General features: G+C 44.9%; 17 protein-coding genes. 11 read left to right on the top strand and 6 right to left on the bottom strand.

The genetic code is table 11. From position 1 onward, the window contains the following. Positions 1–3: 3 nt before the first annotated feature. The 4 genes from AB0L18_RS23930 to AB0L18_RS23915 all read left to right on the top strand — a co-directional run bounded on the left by AB0L18_RS23930 (position 4) and on the right by AB0L18_RS23915 (position 2,708). Positions 4–837, top strand: coding sequence for a restriction endonuclease (locus AB0L18_RS23930; protein WP_367389848.1), 834 nt, complete (start codon positions 4–6; stop codon positions 835–837). 182 nt (positions 838–1,019) lie between these two features. Beyond that, on the top strand, positions 1,020–1,502 hold the full coding sequence (locus tag AB0L18_RS23925) for a hypothetical protein (RefSeq protein WP_367389847.1): 483 nt from the start codon (positions 1,020–1,022) through the stop codon (positions 1,500–1,502). Between the two features lie 138 nt (positions 1,503–1,640). Beyond that, a complete protein-coding gene (locus AB0L18_RS23920) occupies positions 1,641–1,871 on the top strand; it encodes a hypothetical protein (protein WP_367389846.1) in 231 nt (76 codons plus the stop codon). 18 nt (positions 1,872–1,889) lie between these two features. After that, the gene (locus AB0L18_RS23915; protein WP_367389845.1) at positions 1,890–2,708 is read left to right on the top strand and encodes a hypothetical protein; all 819 of its coding nucleotides are present in this window, start codon (positions 1,890–1,892) and stop codon (positions 2,706–2,708) included. 251 nt (positions 2,709–2,959) lie between these two features. Here the strand turns inward: AB0L18_RS23915 and AB0L18_RS23910 are convergent, their stop codons facing one another. After that, the gene (locus AB0L18_RS23910) at positions 2,960–3,706 is read right to left on the bottom strand and encodes a LytR/AlgR family response regulator transcription factor (protein WP_367389844.1); all 747 of its coding nucleotides are present in this window, start codon (positions 3,704–3,706) and stop codon (positions 2,960–2,962) included. A gap of 41 nt (positions 3,707–3,747) precedes the next feature. Continuing rightward, positions 3,748–4,818, bottom strand: coding sequence for a sensor histidine kinase (locus AB0L18_RS23905; RefSeq protein ID WP_367389843.1), 1,071 nt, complete (start codon positions 4,816–4,818; stop codon positions 3,748–3,750). Between the two features lie 137 nt (positions 4,819–4,955). Here AB0L18_RS23905 and folE point away from each other — a divergent pair, with 137 nt between their 5' ends. From folE to AB0L18_RS23875, 6 genes are all read left to right on the top strand, one after another. After that, a complete protein-coding gene (gene folE, locus AB0L18_RS23900) occupies positions 4,956–5,552 on the top strand; it encodes a GTP cyclohydrolase I FolE (RefSeq protein WP_367389842.1) in 597 nt (198 codons plus the stop codon). 9 nt (positions 5,553–5,561) lie between these two features. Further along, on the top strand, positions 5,562–6,440 hold the full coding sequence (gene fabD, locus AB0L18_RS23895; protein WP_367389841.1) for an ACP S-malonyltransferase: 879 nt from the start codon (positions 5,562–5,564) through the stop codon (positions 6,438–6,440). 37 nt (positions 6,441–6,477) lie between these two features. Beyond that, a complete protein-coding gene (locus tag AB0L18_RS23890; protein ID WP_367389840.1) occupies positions 6,478–7,038 on the top strand; it encodes a YqgE/AlgH family protein in 561 nt (186 codons plus the stop codon). 63 nt (positions 7,039–7,101) lie between these two features. Further along, positions 7,102–8,643: a glutamine-hydrolyzing GMP synthase gene (guaA, locus tag AB0L18_RS23885; protein WP_367389839.1), complete on the top strand. Its 1,542-nt coding sequence runs from the start codon at positions 7,102–7,104 to the stop codon at positions 8,641–8,643. Beyond that, positions 8,600–10,108, top strand: a complete 1,509-nt coding sequence (locus tag AB0L18_RS23880) for a hypothetical protein (RefSeq protein WP_367389838.1) — start codon at positions 8,600–8,602, stop codon at positions 10,106–10,108. The genes guaA and AB0L18_RS23880 overlap by 44 nt, the downstream gene beginning before the upstream one ends. 2 nt (positions 10,109–10,110) lie before the next feature. After that, a complete protein-coding gene (locus AB0L18_RS23875; RefSeq protein WP_367389837.1) occupies positions 10,111–10,755 on the top strand; it encodes a TrmH family RNA methyltransferase in 645 nt (214 codons plus the stop codon). Positions 10,756–10,901: 146 nt separating this feature from the next. Here the strand turns inward: AB0L18_RS23875 and fsa are convergent, their stop codons facing one another. The 4 genes from fsa to AB0L18_RS23855 all read right to left on the bottom strand — a co-directional run bounded on the left by fsa (position 10,902) and on the right by AB0L18_RS23855 (position 14,425). Further along, the gene (gene fsa / locus AB0L18_RS23870; protein WP_367389836.1) at positions 10,902–11,558 is read right to left on the bottom strand and encodes a fructose-6-phosphate aldolase; all 657 of its coding nucleotides are present in this window, start codon (positions 11,556–11,558) and stop codon (positions 10,902–10,904) included. 292 nt (positions 11,559–11,850) lie between these two features. After that, positions 11,851–12,201, bottom strand: a complete 351-nt coding sequence (gene gldC / locus AB0L18_RS23865; RefSeq protein WP_367389835.1) for a gliding motility protein GldC — start codon at positions 12,199–12,201, stop codon at positions 11,851–11,853. Between the two features lie 59 nt (positions 12,202–12,260). Beyond that, complete coding sequence (locus tag AB0L18_RS23860) at positions 12,261–13,199, bottom strand: DUF4249 domain-containing protein (RefSeq protein WP_367389834.1); 939 nt, start codon at positions 13,197–13,199, stop codon at positions 12,261–12,263. Positions 13,200–13,252: 53 nt separating this feature from the next. Further along, positions 13,253–14,425 (bottom strand): ribonuclease D, encoded by a 1,173-nt coding sequence (locus AB0L18_RS23855; RefSeq protein WP_367389833.1) that lies wholly within the window; start codon positions 14,423–14,425, stop codon positions 13,253–13,255. Positions 14,426–14,616: 191 nt separating this feature from the next. Between AB0L18_RS23855 and AB0L18_RS23850 the strand changes: the two genes are divergently transcribed. Further along, complete coding sequence (locus AB0L18_RS23850) at positions 14,617–17,703, top strand: AsmA-like C-terminal region-containing protein (protein WP_367389832.1); 3,087 nt, start codon at positions 14,617–14,619, stop codon at positions 17,701–17,703. Positions 17,704–17,910 lie beyond the last annotated feature (207 nt).

Here is a 17,910-nt window from a genome sequence, read left to right as displayed (position 1 = left end):
TAAATGAGTAAGATAAAACCAATATTGTTAGATTATTCACGATATATTCCAGAATTTAATCATGATTTCTTTGGTGACCATGAGAGTCCACTCTATGAAAAAATCACAAATAAATTTTTCGACAGTCACTATGAAAAATGTAAGTTTTGTCAAACAAAACTTCAGACTCCAGTGAAGGAAGTTCCGGATGTAGGAACTTTTGGGTATGACAATACAACTATTGTTTATGATTGTCCTAAATGTGGATGGTGGTATTTAAGTCGTGAAGAATCATTATATCTAGGGGAAGGTGTAAGTCAGTTTCAGTCTGAAAGAGTATTGGGGATTTTGAGACAATATTCAGTTGACTGTAAAGAACTTCCAATCGAGACCTTACGACGAGAGCTATCTAAAAGACCAGAAATTGCATATGGTGTAAATCCAACCGTTTTTGAAAGGTTAGTGGGAGATATTCTGAAAGATCATTTAGATTGTCAAGTAGTCCATGTGGGGAAAAGTAATGATGGGGGAATTGATCTACTGCTAATCGATTCAGAGAATGAAACGACAGTAGTTCAAGTGAAAAGAAGAACAAAACCAAATTCAACTGAGGGAGTGGTGCCTATAAGAGAACTGATCGGCGCAATGGCTATTAATAATAACAAGAGAGCAATTTTCGTCACTACAGCTAAGAAGTATTCAAACTTTGCACATGCAGCGAAAATGAAAGTTCTGAAGAATAACTTTGTGGAAGCTATAGAATTAATTGATTTTCCAAAGTTTGTTGACATTTTGAACCTTAATAAGGCCATGGAAGAAAGGCCATGGAAGAAACTGATGAGGAGTTTAGGGAATTGATTACACGTATTATATACAACCTTATGAGCTATCGAAAGTAGTGTTAAAATTTTGCCTGCCTTAACTTGGGAAAAGGCTCGTTTCTAATGGTGATTAATATACTTTTTTGGTGTCAATGAATTTGAATTACAAGTTCAATTAAAACTTTATAAGCACTAGAGATTGTTCTAAAGAATAAAAACATGGACCAAATCCAAGAAAAAATAGACTCGTTCAAGAAGTCGCAGAAAATTATTGAAGAAAAAAGACTTTTGTGGAAAGATGGAAAAAAGGCGTTGATTAATGATGTCCTAAGAGGGATCGTATCTTCCTATGATTTTCCATGGCACGTTGATAAGCATGAAACGCTAACAAATAGAGAGTCTATTTACCTGTCAATGGAGAACTTTCCAAGTGGAATAGTAAATATAGAGGAGAAACGATCTTATATGTACATTGGAGGGGCTCTTCACTTTGGACAACTTTTCAGTGGAAAAATTAGTGTTTGGATTGAAAATCCTTATGTCGAGGAAATTGCGTATTGTAAAGAATCTTATGTTCAAATTGACCTTCTTGAGCCCAGTGATGTTACGGAATCCAAAATTAGGGAATACGTTGTCAAGTTCTTAGATATGATGAAGCCATTTGAGATGGAAAGTAGAGCGCTTATCGGGTTCAAACGGTAAGGAGCTGATTCGAATATTGTTTTGAGGATTAATGAACTGTACCCAACAAAAAAGCCTCAACGCCTGACGGAGTGTAGCGAGGTCATGCGTTGAGGCTTTTTTGTTATCGGTAAGCATAAAATTTCCGTAACTCAAGTTTTGTCTGAGATTCGTAGTAAATTTTTAGACCTACTACTTGAATTAGAGAAAAAGCTTCCAGAAAACGCTGATGGATCAAGTCTCAAGGTTGAAGAAAAAGAAGAAGTTAATCAAGTCATCACATTCGTTATGAAGCAGATAAATGTAATGAATACGGGTGATAGAGCAGCTTTAAACATTGGGGATGGTAATGATATAAATTCTGCACATGGGACAGACATTAAACAATAGTAAAGGAGAGGGTTAACAATGAAAGTTATTAAGGGTAAAATTAGGCGAAAATCTCCATTAAGTTTATTAGAACTACGAATGAAGGGGCTTCAAAAAGAAGCTGATAGAGAGGTATACATTGATGTAAGCGAGATTACTTCTTTTTCGATTAGGAACAATGAAGAAACCGTCATTGAGACTAAAGATAAAGTATTTGAAAATAGAGAAGATTTTGAACTTATTGTGAGTACATTTGAATTATTAAAAACCAAATCAATTATGGGTTCGATTATTGATCAGTTATTGGATGAAATGAATCAAAAGGGTAGTATGGCAGTTTCGAAGGATATTGCCTCGGAAAAATTGATAGCACTGAGAAAAATGGAAGCCATCGAGCTAGTTTCCAAGGAAAAGAATATGTACGTATTGACAAGAAAAGGATACGAGGTAATCGAATTTGGTTCTTTCACTGAGTGGAAAAGCGAACAGGAAAGTCAAAAGATTAGAAGTTCGACATACTTCGTAGGAAGTGGTTCTACCTTAAATATTGGAGATAATAATCAGATCAACTCTGCTTATGGTGTCAATATTCAGCAAGGAGAATATCCTGATGACTATATTAGGAGGATTACCGAATTTATAGAAATCATCAATAAAGAAATGCCAAAGGATGATTTTGATGGAAAAGAAGATATGCTCGTGGAGATACAAAGATTGATGCTACAACTGAAGAAAAGTGAGCCCAAGAAATCAATCATTTCGCAGTCTTTGGAAACTATACACGGCATATTGTTAGGAGTGGCAGGTAATGCTTGGACCGAGCCAGTTTTAGCTAGCCTTCAGTCACTGTTTGGTTAAATCAATACTGTTATACGAATATGAAACTGTGCCCAATACAGGCTATGACGTCCATGCTCCTTCGTCGCACGGCGCGTAGCCAAACCGTTGAATCCCCCCATCTTCCACCCCTCCCAATTCCTCGTTTTTCAATTGATTATCTATTCCCTAATTTCGTTCCCTCATTCACAAAACAAAAAGCAAAGAAAACAAAAGAAGCCCATCAGCAAGGATTGCGCACGTATTTCATCTTGAAGAACTACGTGATCCCCCTACAACCGATTCTGATTAATCAAATCCAACAACTCATCCCGGTAATTTTTGCCTACGGGGAGGTGCTTCACTTGTCCTTTTTCCTGTACTTCTACCATGTTGCCCATGACGGCATCAATCTTGCCGATGTTGACGATGTAAGAGCGGTGGATGCGCTTGAAAATGGCTGTGGGTAGCTTGTCTTCCAGGCTTTTCATGGTCTGTAGGGTCACAATCCGCGTGTCTTTCAAACGGATGATCACGTAGTCTTTCAGGCCTTCGATGTAGACCACATCGTCATAATAAACCCTCACCAGTTTTTTATCTGCTTTCACAAACATGAAGTCTGCTTCGGCCTGAATGTCTGCTTCTTCTTTGTTGGCACTTCCTCCGGCCGCCGCTGCTTTCTTTAGCTCAATCTGAGCTACGGCTTTATTGGCTGCTTTCAAAAAACGCTCCAGAGAGATGGGCTTCAGCAAGTAGTCCAGCGCATTGAGTTCAAAACCATCCACCGCGTAGTTGGAGTAGGCGGTGGTGAAAATAACGACGGGTGGATTAACGAGGGAACGCAGAAAATCAGTACCCGTAAGCTGGGGCATCTGAATATCTAAAAACATCAGGTCAATATCGTTGGATTTGAGTGCCTCATTGGCCTCTAGTGCATTATTGCACTTTTGCACGAGGTTGAGGTCGGGCATTTTCTCAATATAGGTTTCCAGCACATCTTGGGCTAGTGGTTCGTCGTCAACGATAAGTACGTTTATCATAATGGTGATTGTTTAGCGGGTTATTTCAAGACGGAAGATAATCATTCCAAGTCAATGGTCAAATGTACAGCGAAAGTATTCGGCGTATTGCTCACCCTTAATTGATAATGATCCGGGTACAATAGGTTGAGCCGTCTGCGAACGTTTACCAGGCCAATCCCTCCACTAGGGCGATTATCTGGGCTGGCGATGGTTTGTCCTTTGCTGTTTTCTATTTTAAAATCAACGGATTTCTGTTTTACCTGAAGGTGAATGTTTACAAAGCCGTCCTTGAGCTGGGTGTTGAGTCCGTGCTTGAAGCTGTTTTCCAAAAAAGGAATAAACAGAAGCGGCGCGATCTGCTGATCACTCACGTGTCCGTCGACTTGAAAGTTGATGCTGATATTGTCGTGTTGGCGGAGTTGCTCCAGGTCGAGGTAATTCTTCAAATAATTAACTTCTTTGTAGAGCGGTACCCGTTTTTCGTTGCATTCGTAAAGCATATAGCGCATCATCTCCGAGAGTTTGATGACGATCTCTGGTGCTTTATCGGATTTTTTCAAGGTCAGCGCGTAAAGGTTGTTCAGGGTGTTGAACAGAAAATGAGGGTTGATCTGGCTTTTGAGAAAACGCAGCTCTGATTGCATCGTTTGGGTTTCCAACTCCTGTTTCTCTCTCAGTTGTTTAAACCAATCGCTCACGATTTTCAGCACGGTAGAGCCTCCGCCGATGGTGAAGGTGAGTAGAAAGTAAAGGTCGAGATTGCCCAGTAGGGTGTTTTGCAATTGCGGAATTCCGCTAAAGCGGAAATACAGAAAGATCACTCTGAGTGGTGTCAAAATCAGGGTGACAGCCAGTAGCAGTAAGAGATAAGTAAGGAAGCGTTTCTTGGTCAGGTAATTGGGAATGAGGTAAAAAAGATTAAAATAAACGATGACAGCATAGAAAAGAAGATTGATCAATTCATTCCACCAACGATCAAGGGTAGAAAGGCCCGAGTCATCAAAGTATAGTAGAAAGGCAAAAAGAGCTACCCAGAAAACAGCATGGTAAGCGACCCTGCCAGCTTTGGCGAGCAAGGGGATGCTTCCCAAATTATTTGCAAAGGTAGTAAGCGATAAAAATAACTTCATTCCTGATTATTTCGTCGTAAAGTTAGTACAGCCTCCGAATAACCCTTCCATTTTTTAGATTAATTTGATGCTTGATCGGACGAGGGGGCTTTAGAACGGCTAACTTTTCCTTAGCTTTGCGGTACAAACAAGTGATTATGGCATACCAGCATTACGAGGAATACGACGATGAGGTAACCGCAAGGCTGCAATCGCATTTTGGGGAGATGATCGGTCAATTAGGTGAGGATGTCACTAGAGAAGGCTTGGTGAAAACGCCTGAGAGGGCAGCTAAAGCCATGCAATTCCTTACTCAGGGCTACGCGCAAGACGCCGAGGAAATTTTACGCTCGGCCATGTTCCGCGAAGATTACAGTGAAATGGTCATTGTCAAAGATATCGAATTGTATTCCTTGTGTGAACACCACGTGCTGCCCTTTTTTGGCAAAGCTCACGTCGCCTATATCCCAAATGGCTACATTGTTGGCCTCAGTAAGATTCCTCGGGTCATTGATGTTTTTGCCCGAAGGCTACAGGTACAGGAGCGACTAACGGACCAAATTCTGCACAGTATCCAACGGACGCTACAACCTCAGGGTGCAGCAGTCGTCATTGAAGCTCGGCACATGTGTATGATGATGCGTGGGGTGCAAAAACAGAACTCCATCACCACCACTTCGGCCTTTACGGGGGAGTTTCAAAAGGTGGAAACCCGCAATGAATTTTTGAACTTGATCAATGCGAAGTTGCATTAATTTACTCTTATGAAAGCATACGTTTTTCCAGGGCAAGGTGCCCAGTTTACAGGCATGGGACAAGATCTTTACGAAGAGCAACCACTTGCTAAAGCCATGTTTGAAGAAGCCAATGAACTCTTGGGGTTTCGTCTTTCCGATGTCATGTTTAATGGCACTGAAGAAGAATTGAAGGAGACGAAGGTGACCCAACCAGCTATCTTTTTGCACTCGGTCATTAAAGTCGCATTGGCAGGAGAGGACTTTGCTCCTGAAGGAGTTGCTGGACACAGTTTAGGAGAATTTTCGGCACTTGTAGCCGCTGGTGCTATGGATTTTGCCGATGGTTTGCGCTTGGTTTATGCACGAGCATTGGCTATGCAGGAAGCTTGTGAACTCGAAGAAAGTACCATGGCTGCCGTTATCGGACTGGATGATCAGGTCGTAGAAGAAATTTGCGCGGGCATCAGCGATGTCGTGGTGCCAGCCAACTACAACAGCCCCGGGCAGTTGGTGATTTCGGGGAGTATTCCCGGAGTGGAAGCTGCTAGCGAGCAATTGAAAGCTGCAGGTGCGATGAAGGTGGTGCCTTTGGTTGTGGGCGGTGCTTTTCACTCTCCATTGATGCAACCAGCGCAGGATAAATTGGCGGCTGCCATTGAGGCTACGAATTTCAAGACACCACGTTGCCCTATTTATCAAAATGTTGATGCCCAGGCGCACACAGATCCTGCCATCATCAAAGAAAACCTGGTGAAGCAGCTGACCGCACCCGTACGCTGGACGCAAACGGTGCAGCAGATGGCCATGGATGGTTATACGGAGTTTATCGAAGCTGGTGGCAAAGGTAGTGTTCTACGAGGATTGATTCGCCGGATTGACCGTAAGCTCGAAACGAGCAGTTTATAATACTAGACTTGTTCTGCCAATTTAGCCAATTACCGGTATGTCGGAATTATTTTTGGAGCGAGGGCGAATTCTGTTAGCAGAACCGTTTATGGTTGATCCCAACTTTAAACGTGCAGCTGTCTTGTTGTGTGATCACAGCAAGGAGGAGGGGAGCGTAGGATTTATTCTTAACCGCCCTCTGCAAACAAAAATCGATGAACTCATTGATGACTTTCCCGATTTCGACGCAGAAGTATTTTTTGGGGGCCCCGTGCAGATGGACTCTGTTCATTACCTTCATAGTGTAGGCGATTTACTGGAAGGAAGTGTGAAAGTCGCTCAAGGCGTTTACTGGGGTGGAGATTTCGAAAAGCTGAAATTTTTGATTCATTCCGAATTGATAAACCCAAATCAAATACGCTTCTTCGTCGGTTACGCAGGCTGGTCTGATGGCCAGTTGCTTGATGAAATGGGGTATGGCTCCTGGTTGCTGGCAACAATGGATGCGAATTATCTCTTTAATGTAAAGCCGGAAGCTTTGTGGCAATCTATCATGACCAACAAAGGGGATACCTTTGCGGTGATTGCCCAAGTACCGGAAGATTATACCTGGAATTGATTTTGCCAAAGAGGAAATTTCGGTTTCCTTAATTTTAACCTGTCACTTGCCTATATTTGCTGCATGAATGAAAAAATCCTGATCCTCGATTTCGGATCACAGTATACTCAACTGATTGCCCGCCGGGTCCGTGAACTCAATGTTTACAGTGAAATTGTCCCCTACAACAAAATTCCAGAGCTGGATGATAGCTACAAGGGAGTCATTCTCTCAGGGAGCCCATTTTCGGTAAAAGACGACAATGCCCTCCACCCTGAGTTGGAAAAAGTAATTGGTCTGCGCCCCTTACTTGGGGTTTGCTATGGTGCCCAATATTTGGCTAACCACTATGGTGGCAAAGTAGAACGTTCTCAAAAACGAGAGTACGGCAAGGCCAGCTTGAAAACCCAAGCGACCCACGATCCTTTGATGAAAGGGATGTCTCCTGATTCTCAGGTTTGGATGTCGCATGGTGATACCATCATTCAATTGCCTGAGCAGTTTGAGTTGGTAGCTGGATCAAACAGTATCGAAGTGGCTGCCTTCAGGGCCAAGGAAGATGCTTTCGCCCAACCCGTTTACGGTCTCCAGTTCCACCCCGAAGTTTATCACAGTCTGGAAGGGGCAACCTTGTTGAAAAATTTCGTGATGGACATTGCTGGTTGCACGGGGTCTTGGACGCCTGCTTCCTTTGCGGAAGAGACCATCGCAGCATTGAAAGCGCAGATTGGCTCAGATCGTGTACTACTCGGTTTGTCTGGCGGAGTTGACTCTACGGTGGCCGCTGTTTTGCTTCATCATGCCATTGGCAAACAACTGTTTTGTTTCTTTGTCGACAATGGGCTCCTGCGTAAAGGCGAATACGAAGAAGTACTCGCTTCATATAAGGGGATGGGCTTGCAAGTCTTTGGCATTGATGCCAAAAATCAATTTTATCGGGAGCTCGAAGGAGAGCAAGATCCCGAAGGAAAACGAAAGATAATTGGCCGCGTCTTCATTGAAGTATTTGAAGAAGAAGCTGCCAAGCTGGAAAATATCAAATGGCTGGGCCAGGGAACCATCTACCCCGACGTCATTGAATCAGTCTCTGTTCATGGCCCTTCCGTTACGATCAAGTCGCACCACAATGTAGGTGGCTTACCCGAACACCTCAACCTGAAGATCGTTGAACCGCTGAGAATGTTGTTCAAAGATGAGGTACGCAGAGTAGGCAAAACCCTGAATATTCCGGATAATATCCTGGGCCGTCATCCATTTCCTGGACCTGGTCTAGGAATTCGTATATTGGGGGCGATAACGCCGGAAAAAGTAGCGCTATTGCAAGAGGCAGATGCCATTTTTATCAATAATCTCCGTACTTCCGGATGGTACGATAAAGTATGGCAGGCCGGTACTGTTCTTCTTCCTGTACAGTCGGTAGGTGTCATGGGGGATGAGCGTACGTACGAAAAGACGGTTGCCTTGCGTTGTGTGAATTCCACCGATGGAATGACCGCAGAATGGAGCCACTTACCGCACGATTTGCTGGCCAAAATATCCAGTGAAATCATCAATCATGTTAAAGGAATTAACCGCGTCGTTTATGATATCAGCACAAAGCCACCAGCAACCATTGAGTGGGAATAAGATCAGTCAGGTTTTACTGACGGCGATCGGCATCATTGCCATTGTCCTGTTCAGTTCTTGTGAGCTTTTTAAGCCTATTTCACAAGGGAATCCCACGGACACAAAGCCGGATAAAGAGGAACTCGACCCTATTCAGGGGCGCCGGGTTTATGATCCCGCGACCGGAACCTATGTCCTGGTGCAAAATGCGCCTACGGACCCTATGGATACCGTGAAATGGCGTGACATTCCGTCTTCTATTGAGCCTCCGATCTATTCTACTTCAGCGCCAGTCGCTCCTGGGCCGGGCGGTAACCCCGTGAACCCTATCGGTGTAGGAGAAGGGAATTCTCAGTTATTGAGTTCTTACAATGTTTCCGTAGTGTTGCCCTTCCTTTCTGATCGTTACAACAGTATTGACAGAAGAATTGCGCCTAACTCTACCTGGGCCTTGCAGTTTTACAATGGTATGGAAATGGCTTTCGATGAGCTGTCGGAGGAAGGAGTGGCACTGAATGTGACCGTGATGGACTCTAAAGCCAGTGAAGCAGAAGTGACCAACCTCGCTCGAAGCAATCGCGACCTCAACGAGGCTCATTTGGTGATTGGGCCTTATTTGCGTTCTAATGCAGCGATTTTGGCCAACAAAGTGCGCAGTACTGGTGGCGTATTGGTTTCTCCTCACTCAGCTTCTAGCGCAGTTTCTGCACAGAATCCCAACTACATTCAGGTAAAGCCAACCTTGGAGTCGCACTGCCAGGCCATTATGCAGCACGTTTTGGCCAACTACAAGTATGACCAAATTGTCTTGGTGGCCATCAATGACCCCAATGAAACCATGCGGTTTGATTATTTTCAGCGAGAGTACGAACGACTAAATGGCCTGACAAACACGCAGCCACTAAAACGATTGACGATTGATTCTACCAGGTTAGATATGCAGTCTACTGACCTCAAGCCATGGTTTAGCTTCGATCGGGAAACTGTCTTTATCGTGCCTTCGTGGTCAAAAGAAACATTTATCTACAACTTCCTGCGTAAACTCGACCTTGATCGTGGACAATACCAGCAGGTAAGTGTCTATGGCATGCCGCAGTGGATGGATTACGAGCGGATTGATTTCGATTATTACGAAAAACTCAATGTACACGTTAGTAGTAGCGTTTTTCTCGATGATTTAAACCCTGACATTCGGGCTTTCAAGCGGCGTTACTACGAAAGATACGGCGAAATCCCATTGGAGGAAGCCTTTGTGGGCTACGATGTGTCCAAGTACTTTAGCAAAATGCTCAAGCGTTTTGGCACCAAATTTCAATTGCAATTGGAACAAAATCCTGAGCAGTTATTGCACACGAAGTTTGAGTTCCAACCGATCATTACTCCAACAACAACTGGCGGAATGGAATTCCCACAGGTCGAACGCTGGGAAAATAAGTACGTAAATATCCTCCGGTTTCAAAATTACCGATTCAACAAAGCGGAATAGCAATGGCGCCCATGACGGAACAACGCCGGGCCCGCTTGCGAGAAGTAGCTTATCGGCGACAGAAGAATTTCACGGTCATTCTCGAGAATGTCCATGACCCTCACAACATCAGTGCTGTCATGCGCAGTTGTGAGGCGGTAGGCATCTCAGACCTCTATATTCTCTATACGGAAGAGCACCTCCAGGAGGATTACCTTACGCTGGGCAAAAAGAGTTCGGCGGGTTCACGCAAATGGCTCGATGTTCACTATTACACCCAGCTGGACAACTGCTTTTCGGCAGTTAGGGCCAATTATGACTTCATTTACGCCACTCACATGGCCAAAGATGCGGTTTCCTTGCATGATTTGGACCTTACCACTTCCGTAGCACTCTTGTTCGGTAATGAACACGATGGTGTCAGTGAAGAGGCACTTCGCCACGTCGATGGAAATTTTTTGATTCCACAGATGGGCATGGTGCAAAGCTTGAATATTTCAGTTGCTTGTGCGGTAAGTGTCTTTGAAGGCTTGCGCCAAAGATTGGCGGCAGGTTTCTACGCCGAAAACAATCCTACAGCTCCGGAGCAGCAAGAAGCTATCTTCCAAGATTACGTCCAGCGGCATGAGCAGCAGGTGAAGGGGAAGAAGGTGCGGCGTCTGGATTAGAAAATAAAAAAGGGAGAGTTAGTACTCTCCCTTCAAAATGGTATGTAAAATAGATAGCCTCTTTGATTAAGTGTGCCAATGGCTTTTTGGCAACTACCTGATAACGTTCTGTATCAGGCCTATAGTATCGGTGACAACTGCCTAAGCTAGCTGTTACCTTTGCGGTAATCCGCCAAGAATTGTTCTAGACCAATGTCCGTCAAGGGGTGCTTGAGCATTCCCATGTAAGAACTCAGTGGGCAAGTGACAACATCTGCACCTGAAATAGCAGCATCAACGATGTGCTTGGAGGTACGGATCGAAGCTGCCAGGATTTCTGTTTCAAAACCTTGGATAGCATAAATCTCTGCGATCTGCTTGATCAAATCCATCCCTTCCCAGTTGGTATCATCAATTCTACCAATAAAAGGAGAGACGTAAGTTGCTCCTGCTTTTGCAGCCAGGATCGCTTGCGCTCCGCTAAATACCAGGGTACAATTGGTGGGAATACCATTCTCAGAACACCAGCTCAATGCTTTGATACCGTCAAGGATCATCGGGATTTTAACCACGATATTGTCGGCGATCTCGGCAAGTACTTTAGCTTCTTCAACCATCCCGGCGAAATCCGTAGAGATCACCTCTGCACTTACATCACCCTCAACTGTTTCCGCAATGGTAGCGTAGTGCTTGAGGATATTGTCCTTTCCGGTAATGCCTTCCTTCGCCATCAGAGAAGGATTGGTGGTTACACCATCCAGGATGCCTAATGCCTTGGCCTCTTTAATGTGGTCAAGGTTTGCAGTGTCGATAAAAAACTTCATACTTGATAGTGGACTTGGTGGGGTTGGATTGAAACCTTCATAAATATGCCAGGTTTCAGAAAAAAAAGAAGGTGAGCAAACATACCAACCGCTACAACCTCGTACCCTTGCTGCGTTTCCACCCTGGGGGATTAAAGGGAGCTGGCCCTATGCCGCCCACCGAGGGCAAAGCTACCTAAATTGCAGCTTATGAACAAATCTAAGCGAGAAAATAAGTTGATACTTTTGCTGGCCCATGGAAGATAGTGGTCAACCAGAAAAGACAAGCGGATGATAACCAATTCCTTGCCCGCTATTGGCCAGGTTTAATGATGCCTGTTTTTTCTCCAAAAAAGTGAACAAACTGCTGCATGGACGTCGCCATCTCCGCATTTTGGGTGGCTTTGTAGTAAGTGTCAGCCATTCCACGCAAGGTTTGGAAAAAGAAACGATCCATTTCCATCACCTGCATCTCCGTTGTCCACAGGTCAATCTTCAGGGTGTCTTTGGTTTCTTCGTCAAAAAAGGCGAGCAGCATCGCCTTGGAAACTTGCTGGCCATTGGGGTTGTCAGAGGCGTCCCAGTCGATACGAACGGGTAGTTTTTCTTCATTCAAACCAATCTTGATGTTGATGTCGCTGGTTTGTATTACTTTTTTATCCATAATGATTGCTCGAATTTTATTTTGGCGCAAAGCTACGATCTATTGCGCAGAAAAGAAGATTAGTATTCAACAATGAGGTCGTAGTAGCGAGCGGCTATCCCGCCCCAGATGCCCAAACCTCCCTCTACATTGTGCTGAATACGCGTGTAGGAAGAAAAGGGCCCTTGGTTGGCACGGCTAAATTCCAGGGTATTCCAGAAATTGAACTGTGCTTCATCCAGTGTGATCCATTTGATGGATGCATCCGCCCCCAGGCGAAAAAGACCAAACGTTGCTTGATCAAATTCTGCATCCGCTTCCTCAGCTTTGGAAAGCGGCAATTCAAAGCGTTGGCCTTCGAAGAGTAAGTCATCCGTAACCGAGGCAAAAGGCCGCAAATACGGGCCGTCACCTTCTCTGGTAAAGTAGCGATAGTAGTTGGGAACGCCGGGAGGATCGTTAAGAATAATGCGTAGCTGTGCCAGGGTATCATTAGGCTCTCCCGGAGGAGGGACAAAGTAAATGGAATCCAGGGGCACGGCGAAGGGAATGGTGGTAGTGGCCGTAATGATTTTGTCTCCGGTTTTTACCGTAAGCTCATAAGTTTTGCCTTCTTCTCCTTGCATTTGCAGGCTCAAATCCAGGTAAACGCAAAAATTGAAGCCCAAACTATCCACCGCAACACCAAGTAAATCGGCTGCTTGGTCACGAAATTCTTCTGGAATGTCATCAAGGCATAGTTCAGTAAGGGTGACGGTCTGCTCTCCATCGGAGACCGTAATTTCAGCATCTCTGATGAAGGCATTGTTGAGGTCTTCCTGGCTCAGCTTACTGAAAAAAGGGAAACTCTTGGTCAGGAAGACGTAGGGTGGGGTAGGGCGGTCTCCAGCTTCAATGTAACCCTCCACCACAATTTGATCTTCCGCGTCGATGACCGGAGGGATAAACTCTTCTTCGCAACTAAAGAGGATAAAGACGAGTAAAAACAGCAAGGATGATCCGCGGAAAAACTGATTCATAAGCGCAAGTTGTTGGCAATATGCTCATACAACACCTTACCTTGCTTTTTTGCTTACCGGTTGGCCATTTTTATTCCAATTTGTCCTCCACTGATCGATAAATCGAGGTGGTCATAGTTTTTCAACCAGTCAACAAACTCTTCCCCCAGCAGTTCTCCACGCCATCCGCTTCCGAGAATATTGTCCAGCACTTTGGGATCGTTCTTCATTCTACGGATGGCATTGCGTGGCATGACCAGTGCGTGGGAGATATTTTCGTCGAGGCAGCGGTATTTCATCAGGAGATAAAGTAGCTCCAGGAGGACTTCATCCCGGGCGTCTTCGTTGGGTGCGCTGGGCAAACGCTTCAAGACATTCAGCTCTTCCTGGGTAGCTGCTCTTTCGTACATCTCCGTCCACAGGTCAGCGTATTTGCGGTAGATGAACTCAGGAATCCTGCGATTTTCCTTTAGCGCTTGCTTTCCTCCCCGCATGGCTTTGACAATCTGGCTGATCAACTTGGTTTGGAGAATCCGGTTTTTGGATTCATCGCGCTTTTCCGCTTCGTCGCGTCGCCAGTTGAATAAACGCATCAGAAAAACCTGGTCTCTCGTTTTCAGGGAGGTGATGAGATTGCTGGTCAAAGCCTCGTGGTAAGGATCCTGATAGTAGAATTCTTCCGTTTCCAGTTGTTTACATTCCTCAATGGCCCATTCCAGACGGCCATCGGCTTCAAGCCGCTTGCTTAGTTTTTTCCATAAAGGTTCTAGAATAATGACGTCTTCCAAGGCATAATCCAGTTGTTTCTGACTAAAAGGTCGAGCCTCCCAATCGGTGACGGCATAGCCCTTGCGGAGATTAATGTCGAGCTCTCCACTGACAATTTTCCCCAGGCCACTAGGGTAGTGGTAGCCCAGCATGCCAGCTGCGATCTGGGTATCGAAGATATTGCGTGGCAATACGCCGTATTGCTGGTAGAGCAAGCGATAATCGTTTTCTCCGGCGTGGGTGATCTTTAAAATCTCAGGATTGCTGATCAAATCCAGCAGTAGGTCAAGATTGGGTAATCGGAGAGGGTCTAAGAGGTAGTTGCCACTAGGACTGGTAACTTGGATGAGGCAGATCAAGGTGCGAAACCTTTTTTCACCAACAAATTCTGTGTCAAAACACATCCAGTCTGCGTCTTTTAATTCCGCGTAGAAGCGATCCATCGCGCGTTGATCTTCTACTAATTGATATTTGGCCAAAGTATTTCTTAAATTTTTTTGAAAAAATTTCCCCACAAGGTAGGTAAAAGTGGGCATTGCAATCATCTAAGCCTCCGGACAATTATGATTTTTTATTATTACCGCGAAATAGCCGACGAATTTAGGTATTCATAAAACTCACAGCGTAAATTTGTCGTTATAGTTGCGGTACCAAAGCAAACCATCTAAGCATGAAAATATTAAAGCGTTTATTCCTGATTCTATTCATTTTTCTGGTGTTAATCGTCGGCGCCCTGCTGGCTGTCCCCTTCATTTTTAAAGATGAATTGGTGGATGTTGTCAAGGAACAAATTAACCAGAACATTAACGCTACTGCTGATTTTGCGGAAGTAGATGTTTCCTTGTTTAGATCCTTCCCTCACCTCAGCTTGCAATTGAGTGATTTTTCCTTGGTGGGTAAAGATCGCTTTGCTGATATTCCTTTTTTGGGTGCCAAAGAGGCAGGTATTACGGTCGATATTCGATCATTATTCGGCAACCAGCCGCTTTCCATCCGTTCGGTCAACCTCGATCAGCCCAACGTAAATGTATTGGTGCTGGAAGATGGTGCTGCCAATTATGATATCACTATACCAACGGAAGAGGAGCCTACGCAGGAAACAACTGATGCCAGTGCCTTGGAAATCGCTTTGCAATCTTACGAAATAACGGATGGTACCGTCACCTATGATGATCGTGCAGGAGATATCTACCTGGCCATTTCAGGCCTAAACCATAGCGGGGAAGGTAACTTTACCTTGACGGAGTATGATTTGGATACCAAAACGACCATAGCCAGTATGAGTGTCAGGCAAGATGGGATAAGTTACCTGAAAAACGCTGAACTGGCCCTGGACGCTATTTTTCATATAGATGCTGAGAAAAGTCTTTACGTTCTGAAAGACAACCAGCTCCGGGTCAATGAGCTACTGCTTAATGCAGAAGGGCAAATTCAACTCCTGGAAGAAGATATTTTACTCGATTTGGCATTCAATTCTCCAGGCAGCGACTTCCGCTCTTTATGGTCGCTCATACCGAATGCTTACACCAAAGATTACGAAGATGTAGCCATCAATGGCACGTTTAATCTGGAAGGCTTGGTGAAAGGTACCTACAATGAAACGACGTATCCCGCATTTCGCATTCGTACCCAAATCAAGGATGGAAATGTAAAATACCCTGATCTGCCTCTGGGGATCAGCAATATCCAGGCTGCGCTGGATGTCAATAGCCCTAGTTCAGACCTTGACCAAATGGTTATCAATGCAGAGAAAATTGCCCTGACCATTGGTAAGGATCCCTTCACCGCTCAGTTCAACGTCAAAACGCCTATTTCTGATCCGGATGTAAAAGCCAATGTTGACGGAGTCATTGATCTTGGTCAGTGGGCCCAGGCTTTTCCGATGGAAGGCATTCAGGAGATGACCGGGCGGATTACTGCGGATGTAGATATTCAAACCCGACTATCTACTATCGAGAAAGAAGCTTATGAACAAGTGCGCATGGCGGGATCAATAGGGGTGAGCAATCTCAAGTATGTAGCCGATGGTTTGCCAGCTATCGTCATCAATTCTACAGAAGCAACCTTCACACCACAGAAAGTGAATGTGGCTGATTTTTCAGCGAAGCTGGGCAAGAGCGATCTGCGTGCCAGTGGTTCTATCGACAATATTCTGGCATACATTTCTCCAGAAAAGACCATGCGGGGGCGCTTTACTGCGCATACCGATTATTTCCTGGTGGACGAATGGATGACCGAAGAAGCGCCTACCACCGCCGTACCCTCCAGCGAACCTGTTGAAGAAACAGAAATTTTTGATCGTTTTGATTTTCAAGTTGATGCCACGGCTAATCGTATTGTTTATGATACTTACGAGTTGACTGAGGCCGCGATGACGGGCCGTATTCAGCCCAACCGGATGGAGGTGTCTCAGATGAGATCAAAACTGGGCGCTAGTGATTTCAGTGGCAACGGCTTAATTCTCAACGCTTTCGATTATGCTTTCAATGATGGCACACTCCGGGGCGATCTGACCGTAAAATCTGGCTACTTTGATCTGAATCCATTTATGGAAGAAACAACACCCGCCACATCTACCACGGGCAGTACCGAAGAAGCCTACGGCGTCATTCCCATCCCGGAGAACATCAATATGGTGATTCGAGCAACCGTAGATCGCTTGCAGTATACCGATATGGAACTAAAAGACCTCAAAGGCAAGTTGACGATTGCTGATCAAACGGTGGTGATTGAAGACGGTACTGCGCGCACGCTTGGTGGTAATTTAGGATTTACCGGTGCTTATGACACCCAGGACATTGCGAAGCCGACCTACCAGTTTAAATTCGATCTGGATAAACTTGATTTCAAGGAAAGCTTCAATACCTTCAACAGCTTTGCTGCCTTTGCTCCGGTGGGCAAATTGGTCAACGGCAAATTTTCGAGTAGCCTCATTATGTCTGGCGAGCTAGGCCAGGACATGATGCCAACCCTGGAGTCTATCAATGCACAAGGGCTTTTTGAAACGCTCAATGGCAGTCTGGAAGGATTAAAACCGCTGACCGCCATTGGCAACGCTTTAGATATTTCTGAATTAAAGAAAAGCATTACTCTGGATCGGCTGAAAACCTGGTTTACCATCGAAAATGGAACCTTTGCGGTGGAGCCTTTTGATATCAAAGTGGCTGATTTACCCATGAATATATCAGGGACTCACAGCCTTACCCAGGAAATGAACTATGCCATCAATACAGTGATTCCTCGCTCCAAGCTGGGGAATAACCAATTGGGGAATACCATTAACCAGGGACTAAGTTCACTGGTGAAACAAGCGAATCAGTTGGGGGTAAACGTCAATGATGCCGAAAACCTTAATGTTCGTATTACCCTTACCGGAAACATTACCGACCCTAAGGTTGGATTTAAATTATTAGGTGCCGATGGGGAAACAACGGTCGCTGAAGCAGTCAAGGACGAAGCCAAAGCCCTCGTTAATGAGCAGGTAAATGCCGCTAAAGACCAGGTTCAACAGGAAGTCAACCAAATCAAAGACAAAGCCACCCAGCAGGCTACCGCATTAGCTGATTCGGTCAAAAACGCTGCTGCCAATCAACTGAAACAAAGCGGGCAATCGGTACTTGATCAGGTCACAGGCACCAATACGCCTAAAGATTCTACCGCCACCCTCAAAGAACAAGCTGGAGATGCCGTCGATAAGATCAAAGAAGATATCAAAGATTTCAATCCTTTCCGTAAAAAGAAAGGCGGTGGAGAGTAAGTAGGCGCTATCAAAAATCGCGCGAGTTAGTCCCCAGACTAACTTGTTATATCCTGCTGGTCTCCCGAGCAGCATCTTGCTCTGACTCTTTTTCGCTGGTCAGGAGACCAGAGAGATATAAAATTTGTAGTCTTGGGACTACAATGCGCCTTGTGTTGATAGATAAAATTGTCGATGGCCAAGTATTTTTGTGAGATCCACTACCGA

Source organism: Lewinella sp. LCG006 (genome assembly GCF_040784935.1).
GTDB lineage: Bacteria > Bacteroidota > Bacteroidia > Chitinophagales > Saprospiraceae > Lewinella.
This window is presented reverse-complemented; position numbering and strand designations above follow the sequence as displayed.

What these genes read in the sequence shown, in the direction of transcription:
- AB0L18_RS23850 (WP_367389832.1), top strand. Translation starts at nt 14,617, where the DNA reads ATGAAAATATTAAAGCGTTTATTCCTGATTCTATTCATTTTTCTGGTG.
- AB0L18_RS23905 (WP_367389843.1), bottom strand. Translation starts at nt 4,818, where the DNA reads ATGAAGTTATTTTTATCGCTTACTACCTTTGCAAATAATTTGGGAAGC.
- AB0L18_RS23890 (WP_367389840.1), top strand. Translation starts at nt 6,478, where the DNA reads ATGTCGGAATTATTTTTGGAGCGAGGGCGAATTCTGTTAGCAGAACCG.
- AB0L18_RS23875 (WP_367389837.1), top strand. Translation starts at nt 10,111, where the DNA reads ATGGCGCCCATGACGGAACAACGCCGGGCCCGCTTGCGAGAAGTAGCT.
- guaA (WP_367389839.1), top strand. Translation starts at nt 7,102, where the DNA reads ATGAATGAAAAAATCCTGATCCTCGATTTCGGATCACAGTATACTCAA.
- AB0L18_RS23930 (WP_367389848.1), top strand. Translation starts at nt 4, where the DNA reads ATGAGTAAGATAAAACCAATATTGTTAGATTATTCACGATATATTCCA.
- AB0L18_RS23910 (WP_367389844.1), bottom strand. Translation starts at nt 3,706, where the DNA reads ATGATAAACGTACTTATCGTTGACGACGAACCACTAGCCCAAGATGTG.
- AB0L18_RS23860 (WP_367389834.1), bottom strand. Translation starts at nt 13,199, where the DNA reads ATGAATCAGTTTTTCCGCGGATCATCCTTGCTGTTTTTACTCGTCTTT.
- fabD (WP_367389841.1), top strand. Translation starts at nt 5,562, where the DNA reads ATGAAAGCATACGTTTTTCCAGGGCAAGGTGCCCAGTTTACAGGCATG.
- AB0L18_RS23925 (WP_367389847.1), top strand. Translation starts at nt 1,020, where the DNA reads ATGGACCAAATCCAAGAAAAAATAGACTCGTTCAAGAAGTCGCAGAAA.
- folE (WP_367389842.1), top strand. Translation starts at nt 4,956, where the DNA reads ATGGCATACCAGCATTACGAGGAATACGACGATGAGGTAACCGCAAGG.
- AB0L18_RS23880 (WP_367389838.1), top strand. Translation starts at nt 8,600, where the DNA reads ATGATATCAGCACAAAGCCACCAGCAACCATTGAGTGGGAATAAGATC.
- fsa (WP_367389836.1), bottom strand. Translation starts at nt 11,558, where the DNA reads ATGAAGTTTTTTATCGACACTGCAAACCTTGACCACATTAAAGAGGCC.
- AB0L18_RS23915 (WP_367389845.1), top strand. Translation starts at nt 1,890, where the DNA reads ATGAAAGTTATTAAGGGTAAAATTAGGCGAAAATCTCCATTAAGTTTA.
- gldC (WP_367389835.1), bottom strand. Translation starts at nt 12,201, where the DNA reads ATGGATAAAAAAGTAATACAAACCAGCGACATCAACATCAAGATTGGT.